The sequence below is a fragment of the Mesorhizobium kowhaii genome, assembly GCF_042431665.1.
Lineage (GTDB): Bacteria > Pseudomonadota > Alphaproteobacteria > Rhizobiales > Rhizobiaceae > Mesorhizobium > Mesorhizobium kowhaii.
Map to the genome: position 1 here is coordinate 113539 of NZ_JBHLYT010000008.1, position 13922 is coordinate 127460.

A 13922-nucleotide genomic window follows, 5' to 3' on the forward strand; every position below is an offset into this window, starting at 1 on the left:
TGCGCCTTCATGGAAGATTTCGTCAGGGATTTGCCTGTATTGTGCGGGGTCGGTGTAGGATTTCCGTGGCGTCGCTCGTCCTTCGGACGAACAGCGCTGCACCGGTGTGACAGTGCATGGCCGCGTAGGAGTGTTTCATGGCGCCCAGGGCAAGTTGGAAAGGTTACCTCAAGCTCAGCCTCGTCAGCTGTCCGGTGCGGCTATACCCCGCCACCAGCGCCAGCGAGCGCATCAGCTTCAACCAGCTGCACAAGAAGACCCACAACCGCATCAACATGAAGCCGGTTGACCCCGAACTGGGGCTGGTCGAGCGCTCGGATCTGGTCAAGGGCTACGAGTACGAGGACAAGCAGTACATCATCATCGATGATGCCGACCTCGACGCGGTGCGCATCGAATCCAACCACACGATGAACATCGAGGCCTTTGTCGACGAGGGCGAGGTCGACGTCATCTACCAGGACGCGCCCTATTACATGGCGCCGGATGGCGCGATGGCCGAGGAAACCTTCGCCGTGCTGCGCGAAGCGATGCGCAAATCCGGCAAGCTGGCGATCGCTCGCCTTGTGCTGTCCAGCCGCGAGCGCGTGGTGACGATCGGCGCGCGCGAGAATGGCATGTTCGTGTGTACCTTGAGGAACCCGAACGAAGTGCGTGGCACAGCTGAATATTTTGGCAACATCCCGGCCGGCAAACCCGACGCGGAGATGCTGCAGCTGGCCGAAGCGCTGATCAAGCAGAAGGAAACCACCTTCGACCCGAAGAACTACGAGGATCGCTACGAGATCGCGCTGATGACGATGATCCGCGAGAAGCTGAAGGGCCACAAGCCGATCATCGCGGCTGCCCCCGAGCGCGGCAATGTCATCAATTTGATGGATGCGCTGAAGGCCAGCCTGTCGCAGTCGAAGCCGCCGGCCAAGTCGATGAGCAAGGCCGACGAGGCCGCCAAGCCCGCCGCCAAGAAGGCGGCAGCCGGCGGTGCGGCTGAAAATCCGCTCAAGGCCAATCTGCTCAAGGCGGTCGGCAAGAGCAAGAAATGACGGCACCAGCCGTCCTGATCCCTGGGGCCGTCTTCGGCACGATCGGCGCGCTGGCGGCGTTTCCGCTCCGGCTCGCGGCGCGCGAGGTTGAGCGCCAGCACGGCCAATTGCGGCGCGGTGTCACCAGGCGCACCACGCATGTCGTGTTCGGGCGGACGCATCTGGGAAAATCCGGCGATGCCGAGATCGAGCGCCGCGTCGCTGCCGAGCGCACGGCCGGGCGCACGCTGATCAGCGAGAACGGTTTCCTGCGCCTGCTCGGGCTGATGAAGGCGCCGGAGGCATCCTCGCTGTCCAGGCAATCCCTGATCGACCAGTCGCGGCTGTCAGGCGCCGACCTCGACCTGTTGTCGCTGTTCGATGCCTTCGAGCATGACGCCGAACCCTATTCCTTTCGTGATCTGATCCTGGCGCGCAAATATGCCGGGCTTGTCGCCGGCGGTGCGACATGGGGCGCGATCGCGCGCTCCGTCCATCGCTCCGGCCCGGTGGCATCGCTGACCGCAAAGTCGCTCAATGTCGGCTCGCAGCATGGGCGGGCCGACGCGATCTATCTCGAGGGCGGCCAGAGCGAACTCGACGGGCAATTGCTGTTCGATTTGGGCAATGCCGGTTCAGCCGGCGACGACACGCTGGAAGAATTGTTCGCCGAGGCGGAAGCGGCGGAGGAGGGCGGCGACCATGACGGGGCGGCCGCGCTCTACCAGCGCTGTCTGGCCATCGACCCGACAGATGCCATTGCGGCCTTCAACCGCGCCAATTGCCTGCGCGCCGCCGGCCACGGAAGGGAAGCCGCGCACGACTATATCAGAGCGATAAAACTCGACCCGGCCTTCGTCGAGGCCTGGTTCAACCTCGCCGGGCTGATGAGCGAGCAAGGCCGCGAAGCCTCGGCAAGAAGGCATCTGCAGAAGGCGATCGCGCTCGACAAGACCTATGCCGATCCGGTGTTCAACCTCGCCCGGCTGGAATTCGACGCCGGCAATCTCCCCGAAGCGCGCCGCAACTGGGCGCGCTATCTCGAACTCGATACGGATTCGGAATGGGCGCGCGTGGCGGCCAAGGGGGTGCAGTTCGTCGATCTGCAACTGGCGCAGAAGTCGGCGGGGTGAGGGGTGCCGCACTGGCGTTTCCTTCTCCCCTTGTGGGAGAAGGTGGCCGAGCGAAGCTCGGACGGATGAGGGGTGTTGGACGGAGCACCATCGTCTCATTCCTTCCAGCACCCCTCATCCGTCTCGGCGCTGACGCGCCGATCCACCTTCTCCCACAAGGGGAGAAGGGGTCACCAACGCCGAGCTTCGGAGCTCTACACTATGCCGACTAATTTCCTCTTCGACGGCCTCGACACCGCCCCAACCACCATCCTGCTTGCCCATGGCGCCGGTGCGCCGATGGACTCGGCCTCGATGACGGCCACCGCCAAGGCACTGGCCGCGGCCGGGCTCCGCGTCGCCCGCTTCGAATTCCACTATATGGCCGCCCGCCGCTATGGGCACCGCAAGCCGCCGCCGCGGGCGGAGACGGTGAACCCGGAGTATGTCAAGGCGATCACCGACCTCAGGGCGAAGGGCGTCACCGGCCCGCTCATCATCGGCGGCAAGTCGATGGGCGGGCGCGTCGCCTCGATGGTCGCCGACGAGATGTTTGCCAAGGGCGAGATCGCCGGGCTGGTCTGCCTCGGCTATCCCTTCCATCCACCAGCCAAGCCTGAGCAGTTGCGAACTAAACATCTCGCCGACCTCAAGATGCCAACGATGATCTTCCAGGGCACGCGCGACGAGTTTGGCACGCAGGATGAGGTCGCGACGTATGCGCTCTCCGACCGGATCGAGATTGTCTGGCTGGAGGATGGCGACCATGATCTCAAGCCGCGCAAGAGCATCTCCGGTTTCTCCACCTCCGATCACCTGAAGACACTGGCCGGGGCGGTGCAGGCGTGGACGGGCCGGATCGTTTCCTGAGCCGATGAAAATCGCCTCCTTCAACATCAACAACGTCAACAGCCGGCTGGACAATTTGCTGGTGTGGCTGGCGACGGCGAAACCCGATGTCGTGTGCCTGCAGGAGTTGAAGGCACGCGACACGCAGTTTCCGCGTTCGGCGCTCGCGGCGGCCGGCTATGGCGCGGTGTGGAAGGGCGAGCCGACGTGGAACGGTGTCGCCATCCTCGCGCGCGGTTCGGAACCGGTATTGACCCGCGATGTCCTGCCCGGCGACGACACCGACAGGCAGAGCCGCTACATCGAGGCGGCGGTGAACGGCATCGTCATCGCTTGCCTCTACGCGCCGAACGGCAATCCGCAGCCCGGCCCGAAATTCGCCTACAAGCTCGCCTGGCACGAACGGCTGGAGGCGCATGCCGGGCAGTTGTTGGACACCGGCCTGCCGGTGGCTCTGGCCGGCGACTACAACATCGTGCCCGAGCCGCGCGACATCTACGCCACCCGCTCCTATGACGACAACGCGCTGGTGCAGCCGGAAAGCCGGGCGTCCTTCGCCGCTCTGCTTGAGCAGGGCTGGACTGACGCGCTGCGCAAGAAGCACCCGAAGGAGACGCTCTATACGTTCTGGGATTATCGCCGCAACCGCTGGCCGCGCGATGCGGGGCTCAGGCTCGACCACATCCTGCTGTCGAAGATGCTGGCGCGGCGCCTGACCGCCGCCGGCATCGACCGCGAGGTGCGCGGGCAAGACGGCGCCAGCGACCATGCGCCGGTCTGGGTGGAGCTGAAGTAGCGCGGGGCGAACTTGCCGGGACCTTCGCCATCCATCCCTTTCGCAGACGCCATTTTGCGAACACCTTTTCCACGGGTAATCTCATGAACTGAACTGTGCGGGGTGCCATTTCGGGCGAAGCCTGCAATGGCGCCGTGGGGGGCCGATGAACAGAGTCGTCGACAGGCTGATTGCATTCATCCTGCTGGTGGTGACTGTAGCTTGCGTCTGGCGTGCCTGGCTGGTGCTTGGCGACGCGGTCGTCGTCTGGCGCGGTGTCTCGTCTTTCGCCGGGGATCCCGCCACCTTGCGGTTGGCCGGATTGCTGATGGCGGCGCTCGCTTGCCTGATTGGCGCGCTGATGTTCTGGGCCGGCATGTTGCCGGGGCGGCCGGGGCATGCGGCCGGCGCGCCGCTGTTCGGCCGCGCGGCGGAAGTGCAGGACACCGGCAGGCCCGGCCTGCGCAAGGTGTTTCTCGTCCTGCCATTGGTCGTGGTCGCAGCGCTGGCCGTTGATCGGTTCGGCCCCGGGCGGATGCATGGTGGCAGCGAGGTTGCAAGCCAGCCCAGCGAACCGAAGCCCAATGAACCCCAACCCAATGAACCCAAGCCCGGCGAGCCCCAGGCGCAGGACGTCGCCAACACCCCGCCGGCACCGGAACCCGTAACCCCGCCAGCAGCCCCACCGCCGGCGCCAACCGCTCCACCACCGGAAGCCGCCAACCCGCCCGCGGCACCGGTGCCGCCGCCCGCCGCTCCGACACCGCCGGAGGTCGCGGTCATTCCGCCACCCACGGTCGCACCGCTGCCCCCGGCTCCGCCACCGCTGCCGACTGAGCCCGAGGGCCACCGCGACGCTGTCGTCTGGCTGGCAGTGGCGCCCGACGGCCACTCGATCATGAGCGCCAGCACCGACCACACGATCAAGCTCTGGGACATCGCCGGCAACCACCTGATCCGCACGCTTGGCGTCCACAAGGACATGGCGCGCACGGCGCTGTTCATGCCCGATGGCGTCAGCGCGCTGACCGCCGGCGACGACGGCGAGATCGTGCAGCGGAAACTTTCCGACGGCGCGGTGCTGCATGTCTTCTCGTCGGGCGGCAATGGCGGCGTCAACAAGCTGGCGATCAGCCCGGACGGCAAGCGCGCCGTGACCGGCCACGAGACCGGCAACGTCATCGTCTGGGACCTCGAGAAGGGCGCCGTGCTGCATGTGATGAGCGGGCACGACTGGTCTGTCAGCGCAGTCGCCGTCTCGCCCGACGGCACTCGCGCCATCAGCGGCAGCATCGACGGCACGCTAAAACTCTGGGACATCGACAGCGGCAAACAGCTGCGCAGCTGGCACGGGCATGAGCAAGGCACCTATGGCGCCGTGTTCACCGCCGATGGCCATCATCTGATCACCGGCAGCGGCGACTACACGATCAAGCTCTGGGATCTCGACAGCGGCCGCGAAGTGCGCCGCTTCGAGGGCCATGAGGGCACCGTCTACACGCTGGCGCTGTCGGCCGACGGCAAGCGCCTGGTTTCCGGTTCGCTCGACGGCACGGCGCGCCTGTGGGACATGGACACCGGCACCCAGATCGCCATGTTCGACAGCCGGACCGGCCCGATCTACGCGGTGGCCTTCGCCGCCGACCGCACGGTGCTGACCGGAGGTTACGACCGCACCATCCGCGACTGGCCGGCCACCGGCGGCGATGGCGTGGTGCTGTTTGCAGGTGCGCCGGGGTGAATGGAATCTTGATCGCCTCGCCCGCCGTGCTATGTAAAAAACCATGTCAGCACCCAGCCTCGCGGACAACGCGCCGCTCATCGTGATCGATCTGCAGACCGGCATGTTCGACGGCGTGCATGAGCCGCCGATCCATGAGGCGTCAGCCATTGTCGAGCGTGCGCGCGCGGTGATCGCCTGGGCGCGGCGCGGCGGCCGCAAGGTCGCTTTTGTCAGGCATGACGGACCGGCGGGCGATCCGCTGGCGCCGGGTGAACCGGGTTGGCCGGTGTGGCCCGCACTCGGCCAGGCCGCGGACGAGCCGACTTTCGCCAAGAGCGTCGGCGATGCCTTCAGCAATGCTGCGCTGGGCGACTGGGTGGCCGGGCAGGGCGCCGGTGCCGTCGTGCTGCTGGGCGCGCAGACCGATTTTTGCGTGGCGGCGACCGTCAAGGGCGCGATGGCCAGAGGGCTCGACGTCACAGTGGTCTCCGATGCGCACAGCACATTGGACAATGCGGGTGAGAGCGCCCGGCAGATTATTGGCCGCCACAATGGCGAATTCGCCGAGGCCGGTGTCAATCTGGTAACGACGAAGGCGCTGACCGGCGGCTGAAGCTGTAACGAACCTCACAGCGGGCTGATCGTCGCTTCGCGCGGCGGCATTGTCCGTCGCTGCCGGCGTACGCGCTGGTCGACGCGGACGGGGGGGCGCATTGTTGGGATGGCTCAGGCGCCCGCGTCAACCAGGGCGGCTCGTACCGCCGCATCAACACCATTGCACATCGCCCGCCGGCCGACACTTCCGCGAAAGCGGAATAGGCCGGGGCAAAAGTGCGGATTCGGCGTCCTGGTCCATCACGGCGTGAAACAGTTTCTCTTTCCTGCCGCATTGACCTTCGGCGGGCGAGCGGTGACGACTGGCGCTTCAACCAATGGATCGCGCCCTTGACTGAGCAGACGATTTTCCTCAACGCCAAACTGGCCGACGGGTCGCTGGTCGACCTCACCGTTACCGACGGGCGCTTCCGCGTCATCACGCCGGCCGGGAAGGCACCCTCGGTTGACCTCGCCAGCATCGACCTTGCCATTATTGATCTTGGGGGCCAGCTCGTCGCGCCGGCCTTCGTCGAGGGCCATATCCATCTCGACACCTCGTTCTATGGCGACGCCTGGCGCCCGCACATCCCGTGCAGCAATGGTTTCGACGTGCGCGAGCGTGTCGCCTTCCAGGCGAGGAACCTTGCCGCCGCCGCCCCGATGGACGAGCGGGCGAAGAACCAGCTCGAGCTCTGCATCGGCAATGGCAGTCTCGCCATGCGCAGCCATGTGATGGTCGACGGCTCGGTCGGGCTGAAGCATCTGGAGACGATCCTGGCGGTGCGCAAACAATACCGCGACCTCATCGACATCCAGCTCGTCGCCTTTCCGCAGAGCGGCATCCTGTCCTCGCCCGGCACCCCAGACCTTCTGGACGAGGCGTTGAAGCTCGGCTGCGATCTCATCGGCGGGCTCGACCCCGCCAGCTTCGACCGCGATGTGAAGGGCCATCTCGATGTCGTCTTCGGCCTGGCACAGAAACACGGCGCCGGCGTCGACATCCATCTGCACGATGGCGGCACGCTTGGCCTGTTCCAGGTCGAGGAGATCGCCGCACGGACGAAGGCGCTGGGCATGCAGGGTCATGTCGCCGTCAGCCATGCCTACGGGCTGGGCGATATCCCGGCCGACGCCTTGCTGAAGGCCGGCGAGATGCTCGCTGCCGCCGGCGTCGCGATCATGACCAATGCGCCGGGCAATCACGCCTTCCCGCCGGTGGCGGCGCTCAGGCAGGCCGGCGTCACCGTGTTCAGCGGCTCCGACAACATTCGCGATTCCTGGTGGCCCTATGGCGATGGCGACATGCTTTCGCGAGCCAATATGATCGGCCACCGCTCGGGCTTCTACGAGGACCATGAGCTGGCCGCCGCCTTCGACGTGGTGACCCATGCCGGCGCCAAGGCGCTTGGCCTGGAGAGCTACGGCATTGCGGTCGGCGCCAGCGCCGATTTCGTCACGCTGCAGGCGCAACATGTGCCCGAGGCGGTGGTCGCCGTGCCGAAGGGCCGGACGGTGTATCGCCGGGGCAGGGCGGTGGCGAAGGACAGCAAGATGCTGGTGCGCTGACACGTGCCGCATCGCCGGCGTCAAACCCTCTCCGGTGGATATGGGCGCTTTAGTGTAGGACCAAGGTCTTAGGTGCCAGACGCAAAGGTCTGAGGGGCCCTGTTCGGTTCCGGCAATGTGCATTGGACGTTCCGCTATTTTAGTCAAACGCGATATAATGACGCGGCCGTATCGAGGGGTCCGGATCGGGAAAAAACTTAGCCGGACAAGCTTCTCCTGCCACAATGGCGGCACCGAAAATGGCGTCGTTGGCAAGGCCAACTGCAAATTCCGAAGCGATCGACGACCTCGAAAACTGACCTGCCGGCGGCTCCTATCGTTTTTTGCCAAGAATGCGGGCTTCCCGTAGAAGCGAAGCCCAACTGTGCGCACCAAGAAAACCGATAAGCTCGCGTGCTTGCTCTTCGGGGATACTCGCCTCATTTGCCAAACGCCGGACAACAAAGTCGTCAGACTCGTTGGGTGCCTTGTCCTGTTCGTCAGCCATTGGAACAAACCCCTAGACGATGCAACGGCAATATGCGGGCTTGGTTCCTTCGCGGAATGACTCGCTAACCGATTGTCGGAAGCGTACAGTGTCCTTGTCGCTCGGTCTTCAACGGCAACGAGCGCTTGAAAGAGTCGATCACGCTTTCGCCCATGAGGGAGACGCGCGATGATCATTCGTGGCACGGCTGACGAAATTCAGTTGGCAACACTCACCAGAATCCTAGACGACTATTGCGAGCAGGCTGGCATCGAAGGCTCACACCCTGCCCGCGAGCATTTGGCGCGTCGCCTGATCGCTCTTTTCAGCGGTGGCATCGACAGTCCAGACCATATCAAGATGGCTTTGGACGGCGTCGCAAGCGACTGGAGGCCATCCACCCAGCCTTGACCTAGTTTGCCAATTGGTCCGGGAGATGAACAGCGGCGAGCTTGTCCAGCGCGCGCAGGCCGGCGCTGCGGTATTCGTCGTGCTTCAAACGAGCGCCTGTCCGTTGATGTATCCCGGCTGTAAAGGTTGGAACCAGCCCCGACGTTTCGCGTTCTTGAATGTGACCGGTGAGGCTGCCACCTCCGCCGGCGCTATCTAGGGCTCGCTCTGCTCCCGGCAGGGCGAGCCTTTTTTGTGCCGCTGGATGAAGGCGGCAGGAACGACATTGCGTTCTCTGCGTTAGCTGTTCCTATGCAGCAAATTGCTTAGCTGTTCCTATGCAGCAAATTGCCCCGGCCTTCGATGGATTGCGGGTGAAGCCGATGCGGCTCTTTTCGTGGTCGTCGTCCGAAACGAGAACGAGGGTGAGCTTGCCGTTGGACAATAGCCCGTCGGCTCGGCGGGGGTGCTTTTTTCAAATCCGAAATTTCCGATCCGAAAAATCGGCCGGACGTCAATTTATCTGCGAAAATTTTCAAATATATTTGCCTTTTGTGACAAGAAACAAAAATAATATGCGTTATCGACAAGCCGATGTCATTATCTCTTTATTCTGAAATTCGAGATGGAACTTCAAGGCGACCATGGAGTTTCCATGCAGGGCGGATTTTCAAATAGCCCTATGGAGATTGTCATGAAATTTTATCTTTCGAGTGCGGCGGCTGCGGTCGTCCTGATGAGCGGCTTTGGTGCAGCGATGGCGCAAGACGTCATCGTCGTCCAGCCAGAGCAAAAAACTATCGTTCGCGAATACATCAAGAAGGAGCCGCTGGCGTCGGTCAACCTTCTGGGCGTCGAGCTCAAGCTTGGCTCGCCGGTGCCTGATACGGTCCAACTGCGCGAGGTGCCCAACGTCAAGTATCGCGTCGCCGTGATCAATGACCAGACTGTCCTGGTCGATCCCGAGACCCATCAGATCGTCGAGGTCCTGAACTAAGTGAGGTCCCCAACATAGGGGATTGCCCGCGTCAGATTTGCCTTGAGAAAAGCCCGTCACGAATTCGCTTTCGTGGCGGGCTTTCTGTTTGAAATTGGCTTTGCCGTGGCCTATTCGGCGGCCAGCTTGTCCGATGTCTTCGTCTCGAAGTCGCCGGCGCCGTGGCGTTCATGCATTGCATGGCCGGTTCGCCGAAGCCGCGGTTGACCATGCGGCCGCGCTTGACGGCCGGGCGTGCGTCGATCGCTGAGCCTGTCGGCTTGCGCGATCGGCCGCATGTATTGGGCTGGTAAAGTGGCCCGCCAAGATGCAGGGTTGTGCGAAATATTCGCGCGCCGGCACCGAAACCGGCATGTGTATCGCATGCGAAGCCGGCCTTTCGGCTGAGACCTGAAAGCCCCTTCGATGATGATCCAGCCCGTCGGGATGAATGTTCGCAATGACGCACCCCGCATTCTCCTTCTGCTTGGCAGTGCGCCCGACGCGGTGCGTTGCCAGCCTTGGCCGAAGCAGGCCTTCAGCCGGATCGTCGCCATCAACAATGCCTGGCGAGTGCGCCCCGATTGGGATTTCCTCGTCCATGCCGGTGATTTCCCGTTGGACAGGCTGCCCCACGACGCGACCTTGCGGCAGGCTCAGATATTCAGCGCCACGCACTATGTTCCGGCGCAGAACGCCTTCGGTGGTTTCGTCTATGCCGGCGCCACGATGGCGCTGACCGCTGCATATTGGACCATTCACAGCCAGAAGCCCGATGTGCTGGCATTCCTGGGCTGCGACATGATCTACGACTGGCCGGGCAAGACCCATTTCTATGGCATCGGCCGGCCCGATCCATTGCGCGATGACATCACCCTGCGCAACCTCGAGGCCAAGTCGGCGCGCCTGCTGGTTCAGGCCCTGAAGCACGGCTGCCTGTGCATCAATTTGTCCGACCTGCCGCGCAGCCGGCTGGTCTTTCCCAGTCTCGCCTTCGACGAGCTTGCCGGCCTTTCGCTGGCACGGATTGCCGAAATGAAGGCGGAAATTCTTGCCGGCATCCGGCTCGACAAGGCCGAAAAGGCCGAGGAGATCGAGAAGGACCTCGGCTATTTCTACGAGGATGGCATGTACTGGAACCATCTCGATGAGATCGACGAGACGTTTCTTGCCGACATCGACCAGCTGTGGATGTCGGCCGTCGAGAAGAGGCCGGTCGGTTGAAGCTGCCAACCCCCCCTCAGGGAGGGAGATCAGCGCGCTATCGGCTCAGCTCACTCCGCTGCCAGCTTGTCCTGCGTCTTCGTTTCGAAGTCGCGGGCGTCGTGGCGCTCATGCAGCTGCAAGGCCGGTTCGCCGAAGGCGCGGTTGACCATGCGGCCGCGCTTGACCGCCGGGCGTGCGTCGATCGCCTGGGCCCAACGCTGCACATGCTTGTAGTCCTGCACGGACAGGAACTCACCGGAATCATTGTACATGCGGCCGAGCGCCAGCCCGCCATACCAGGGCCATACCGCCATGTCGGCGATCGTATAATCCTTGCCGCCGAGATATTCGGTTTCGGCCAGCCGGCGGTCGAGCACGTCCATCTGGCGCTTCACCTCCATCGAGAAGCGGTCGATGGCATATTCGAATTTTTCCGGCGCATAGGCGTAGAAATGGCCGAAGCCACCGCCGAGATACGGCGCCGAGCCCATCTGCCAGAACAGCCAGGACAGCACCTCGGCGCGGGCCGGCTGTTCGGTGGGCAGGAATTCGCCGAACTTTTCGGCGAGATAGACCAGGATCGAGCCGGATTCGAAGATGCGCACCGGCGTCTTGCCGCTGCGGTCCATCAAGGCAGGAATCTTGGAGTTGGGATTGACGTCGACGAAGCCGCTGCCGAACTGGTCGCCATCGTTGATGCGGATCAGCCAGGCATCATATTCGGCGCCCTTGTGGCCGCGCGCCAGCAACTCCTCCAGCATGACGGTCACCTTGACGCCGTTCGGCGTCGCCAGCGAATAGAGCTGCAGCGGGTGCTTGCCGACGGGCAGGTCCTTGTCATGCGTCGGCCCGGCGATCGGCCGGTTGATGCTGGCGAAGGTGCCGCCATTCGCCTTGTTCCAGGTCCATACTTTCGGCGGGGTGTAGTCGGTCATCTCAGGGCCTCGTGTCGTGGGGAAAGGATGGGCAGGTCGCTGTACAATTAGGGCTGCAGATGAGGAAGTTCAACTTGCGTTGAACTATTGTTAATGGAGGCGCCGTTTTCCCTTCTCCCCTTGTGGGGTGAGTAGCCGGTTCGCGTAGCGAATTCATCGTGCCGGTGGCATGATGAAAGGCCGGCGAACGCCGGGTCGCTGCGGAGCACCGGGGACCCGGCCGGGCAATCAGCTACCCGGCCCTTCGCAGGCTCAGGGCTTTCGAAGCTCGAAAAGCCAAGCAATTGGCTTTTCGTTCGCTGCGCGAACCGCTTCTCACCCCTTGCACCATCTCCCTCGCGGCATACCTATAAGAGATATCGCCAGGGCATTGCATCGCAGGACAAAAACATGACCATCAATCCCAATCCGCGCTCGGTCGTTGCCGTACGGGCCACCGTTCCGGAGGATGCCTTTACGGCGGGTGCCCTGGGCACGCTCAGGGAGGGCAGCGGCGTCGTCATCCGCGACGACGGGCTGGTGCTGACCATCGGCTATCTCATCACCGAAGCGGAAGAGGTCTGGCTGACCAGCCATGACGGCCGCGTCATCCCTGCCCATGCGCTCGCCTATGACCAGGAATCGGGCTTCGGCCTGGTGCAGGCGCTGGCGCCGCTCGGCCTGCCAGCGGTGGCGTTGGGCGATGCCGGCAAGGCCAGGATCGGCGACGCCGTCGTGCTGGCCGACGGTATCGGCCAGTCGGTGCAGGCCAGGATCGTCACCAAGCAGGAATTCGCCGGCTATTGGGAGTATCTGCTCGACGAGGCGATCTTCATTGCGCCCGCGCACCCGTCCTGGGGTGGCGCCGGGCTGTTCGGCGCCGACGGTTCGCTGCTCGGCATCGGTTCGCTGCGCCTGCAGATGAGCCGCAACGGCGAGGTCGCCGACATAAACATGATCGTGCCGATCGATCTGCTGCCGCCCATTCTCGACGATCTCCTGACGCGTGGCCATGTGGCCAGGCCGCCGCGCCCGTGGCTCGGCGCCTTGTCGGCCGAAAGCGACGGCAAGGTGGTGGTGATGAGCGTGACCGAAGGCGGCCCGGCCGCCAAGGCCGGCCTGCGCCAGGGCGACATCATCTCCGACATCCGCGACGGGGCGGTGGATGGGCTGGCCGATTTCTATCGCAAGCTGTGGGAGAGCGGCTCGGCCGGTGCGGAGATCCCGATGCGGGTGCTGCGCGACGGCCGCGAGACCTGGCTGCGTGTCAAATCGGCCGATCGCGGCAGCTTCCTCAAGAAGCCGCAGCTGCAGTAGGCGCATCGACCAGGGCATTTCGTTGCATCCCAGATCGCTCAAAACCTTCCTCGCGGTGGCGCGGAGCCGCAACATCACGCGCGCCGCCGAGGCGGTTCATCTGGCGCAATCGAGTGTCAGCGACCAGATCCAGTCCCTCGAGGCCGAGCTTGGCGCTGCCCTGTTCACGCGCTCGAAAACGGGTCTCGAACTGACGCCGGCGGGACTGGCGCTGAAGCCCATCGCCGAAGACATGCTGCGCGGCTCGATGGCGAGGCGCGCTCGGCCGTGCAGGCGGCTGCCGGACAGACCAGCGGATCGCTGACCATCGGCGCGCTGGAGACAATCGCCTCAGCCCGGCTGGCGCCTTGGCTGCCGGGGTTCCAAGCCAGCCATCCCGACATTACCGTGCGGATGAAGGTGGCGGATAGCAGCACTCTGCGGCACCTGCTGGAGGATGGCGACATCGACGTTGCATTCTGCTTCGACCGTCGCGACGTCACCAAGGGCGCCTCCGATGAACATTTTGCCAGGCGCACAATCGTTGACGAACCGCTGGTGCTGGTCGCGGCTCCGGGGCAGGGCTCCACACTATCAGACATGGCCGCGCTTGCCACGCTGCGCTTCGTGGCAACGGAGCCCGGATGCATTTACCGGCACATGTTCGACGCCGCCTTTGCCGAGGCGGGTGTCGCCGCGCCAAAACTTGCCGCCGAGGTCGGCAGCATCGGCACCATTGCACGGCTGGTGGCGGCCGGCGCGGGGCTGGGCCTCGTTCCGCGCCTTGCCGTCAGCGACGCGCTTGTGCGTGGCGACCTCGTCGAAATGCCGTGGCCCGGCCAGATGCGGAAGGCGCCGCTGACGATGATCTGGCGGCGCCGACGCGTTCAGCCGCCGGCGCTCAGGCGGCTTCTTGCCGCCGCGCGTGACACGCTGGCGCCTGTTTCGGAACGCTCTCAAACCAGTTCAGAGCCTGAATCGGCGAACCGCTCCAAGGCCTTGCTTTGAAAGCAATTTCCTGACGCTGGCC

Annotated in this window: 13 protein-coding genes and 1 pseudogene; 12 read left to right on the forward strand and 2 right to left on the reverse strand. The window is 64.2% G+C overall.

The window, feature by feature from the left end; all coding sequences use genetic code 11:
- Positions 1-137 precede the first annotated feature (137 nt).
- The 7 genes from ku to ACFFNA_RS10300 all read left to right on the forward strand — a co-directional run bounded on the left by ku (position 138) and on the right by ACFFNA_RS10300 (position 7644).
- The gene (ku, locus tag ACFFNA_RS10270) at positions 138-1043 is read left to right on the forward strand and encodes a non-homologous end joining protein Ku (protein ID WP_378917904.1); all 906 of its coding nucleotides are present in this window, start codon (positions 138-140) and stop codon (positions 1041-1043) included.
- Positions 1040-2155, forward strand: a complete 1116-nt coding sequence (locus tag ACFFNA_RS10275) for a tetratricopeptide repeat protein (protein ID WP_378917906.1) — start codon at positions 1040-1042, stop codon at positions 2153-2155. Before ku ends, ACFFNA_RS10275 begins: the two co-directional genes overlap by 4 nt.
- 201 nt (positions 2156-2356) lie before the next feature.
- Positions 2357-3004, forward strand: coding sequence for an alpha/beta hydrolase family protein (locus ACFFNA_RS10280; RefSeq protein ID WP_378917908.1), 648 nt, complete (start codon positions 2357-2359; stop codon positions 3002-3004).
- Between the two features lie 4 nt (positions 3005-3008).
- Positions 3009-3779, forward strand: coding sequence for an exodeoxyribonuclease III (locus tag ACFFNA_RS10285; RefSeq protein WP_378917910.1), 771 nt, complete (start codon positions 3009-3011; stop codon positions 3777-3779).
- A 145-nt stretch (positions 3780-3924) separates the two neighbouring features.
- Complete coding sequence (locus tag ACFFNA_RS10290) at positions 3925-5499, forward strand: WD40 repeat domain-containing protein (protein ID WP_378917912.1); 1575 nt, start codon at positions 3925-3927, stop codon at positions 5497-5499.
- Between the two features lie 43 nt (positions 5500-5542).
- Positions 5543-6094 carry an isochorismatase family protein gene (locus tag ACFFNA_RS10295; protein WP_378917914.1) on the forward strand — a complete coding sequence of 184 codons (552 nt, stop codon included), beginning with the start codon at positions 5543-5545 and terminating at the stop codon, positions 6092-6094.
- A 332-nt stretch (positions 6095-6426) separates the two neighbouring features.
- Complete coding sequence (locus tag ACFFNA_RS10300) at positions 6427-7644, forward strand: amidohydrolase family protein (protein ID WP_378917916.1); 1218 nt, start codon at positions 6427-6429, stop codon at positions 7642-7644.
- Between the two features lie 313 nt (positions 7645-7957).
- On the opposite strand, the gene ACFFNA_RS10305 is transcribed toward ACFFNA_RS10300, so the two are convergent.
- Positions 7958-8131, reverse strand: a complete 174-nt coding sequence (locus ACFFNA_RS10305; RefSeq protein ID WP_167458381.1) for a hypothetical protein — start codon at positions 8129-8131, stop codon at positions 7958-7960.
- A gap of 168 nt (positions 8132-8299) precedes the next feature.
- On the opposite strand from ACFFNA_RS10305, the gene ACFFNA_RS10310 reads away from it, so the two are divergent.
- The 3 genes from ACFFNA_RS10310 to ACFFNA_RS10320 all read left to right on the forward strand — a co-directional run bounded on the left by ACFFNA_RS10310 (position 8300) and on the right by ACFFNA_RS10320 (position 10700).
- Entirely contained in the window at positions 8300-8521 is a 222-nt protein-coding gene (locus ACFFNA_RS10310; RefSeq protein ID WP_111543322.1) for a hypothetical protein, read from the forward strand.
- A 673-nt stretch (positions 8522-9194) separates the two neighbouring features.
- The gene (locus ACFFNA_RS10315; protein ID WP_111543784.1) at positions 9195-9497 is read left to right on the forward strand and encodes a DUF1236 domain-containing protein; all 303 of its coding nucleotides are present in this window, start codon (positions 9195-9197) and stop codon (positions 9495-9497) included.
- A 405-nt stretch (positions 9498-9902) separates the two neighbouring features.
- Positions 9903-10700 carry a hypothetical protein gene (locus ACFFNA_RS10320; protein WP_378917918.1) on the forward strand — a complete coding sequence of 266 codons (798 nt, stop codon included), beginning with the start codon at positions 9903-9905 and terminating at the stop codon, positions 10698-10700.
- 50 nt (positions 10701-10750) lie between these two features.
- On the opposite strand, the gene yghU is transcribed toward ACFFNA_RS10320, so the two are convergent.
- Entirely contained in the window at positions 10751-11617 is an 867-nt protein-coding gene (gene yghU / locus ACFFNA_RS10325; protein WP_111543323.1) for a glutathione-dependent disulfide-bond oxidoreductase, read from the reverse strand.
- 390 nt (positions 11618-12007) lie between these two features.
- On the opposite strand from yghU, the gene ACFFNA_RS10330 reads away from it, so the two are divergent.
- Entirely contained in the window at positions 12008-12913 is a 906-nt protein-coding gene (locus tag ACFFNA_RS10330) for a S1C family serine protease (protein ID WP_111543324.1), read from the forward strand.
- A 22-nt stretch (positions 12914-12935) separates the two neighbouring features.
- Positions 12936-13900, forward strand: a pseudogene (locus ACFFNA_RS10335) (LysR family transcriptional regulator).
- Positions 13901-13922 lie beyond the last annotated feature (22 nt).

What these genes read in the sequence shown, in the direction of transcription:
- ACFFNA_RS10330 (WP_111543324.1), top strand. Translation starts at nt 12,008, where the DNA reads ATGACCATCAATCCCAATCCGCGCTCGGTCGTTGCCGTACGGGCCACC.
- ACFFNA_RS10275 (WP_378917906.1), top strand. Translation starts at nt 1,040, where the DNA reads ATGACGGCACCAGCCGTCCTGATCCCTGGGGCCGTCTTCGGCACGATC.
- ACFFNA_RS10285 (WP_378917910.1), top strand. Translation starts at nt 3,009, where the DNA reads ATGAAAATCGCCTCCTTCAACATCAACAACGTCAACAGCCGGCTGGAC.
- ACFFNA_RS10305 (WP_167458381.1), bottom strand. Translation starts at nt 8,131, where the DNA reads ATGGCTGACGAACAGGACAAGGCACCCAACGAGTCTGACGACTTTGTT.
- ACFFNA_RS10310 (WP_111543322.1), top strand. Translation starts at nt 8,300, where the DNA reads ATGATCATTCGTGGCACGGCTGACGAAATTCAGTTGGCAACACTCACC.
- ACFFNA_RS10290 (WP_378917912.1), top strand. Translation starts at nt 3,925, where the DNA reads ATGAACAGAGTCGTCGACAGGCTGATTGCATTCATCCTGCTGGTGGTG.
- ku (WP_378917904.1), top strand. Translation starts at nt 138, where the DNA reads ATGGCGCCCAGGGCAAGTTGGAAAGGTTACCTCAAGCTCAGCCTCGTC.
- ACFFNA_RS10280 (WP_378917908.1), top strand. Translation starts at nt 2,357, where the DNA reads ATGCCGACTAATTTCCTCTTCGACGGCCTCGACACCGCCCCAACCACC.
- ACFFNA_RS10315 (WP_111543784.1), top strand. Translation starts at nt 9,195, where the DNA reads ATGAAATTTTATCTTTCGAGTGCGGCGGCTGCGGTCGTCCTGATGAGC.
- ACFFNA_RS10320 (WP_378917918.1), top strand. Translation starts at nt 9,903, where the DNA reads ATGATGATCCAGCCCGTCGGGATGAATGTTCGCAATGACGCACCCCGC.
- ACFFNA_RS10295 (WP_378917914.1), top strand. Translation starts at nt 5,543, where the DNA reads ATGTCAGCACCCAGCCTCGCGGACAACGCGCCGCTCATCGTGATCGAT.
- yghU (WP_111543323.1), bottom strand. Translation starts at nt 11,617, where the DNA reads ATGACCGACTACACCCCGCCGAAAGTATGGACCTGGAACAAGGCGAAT.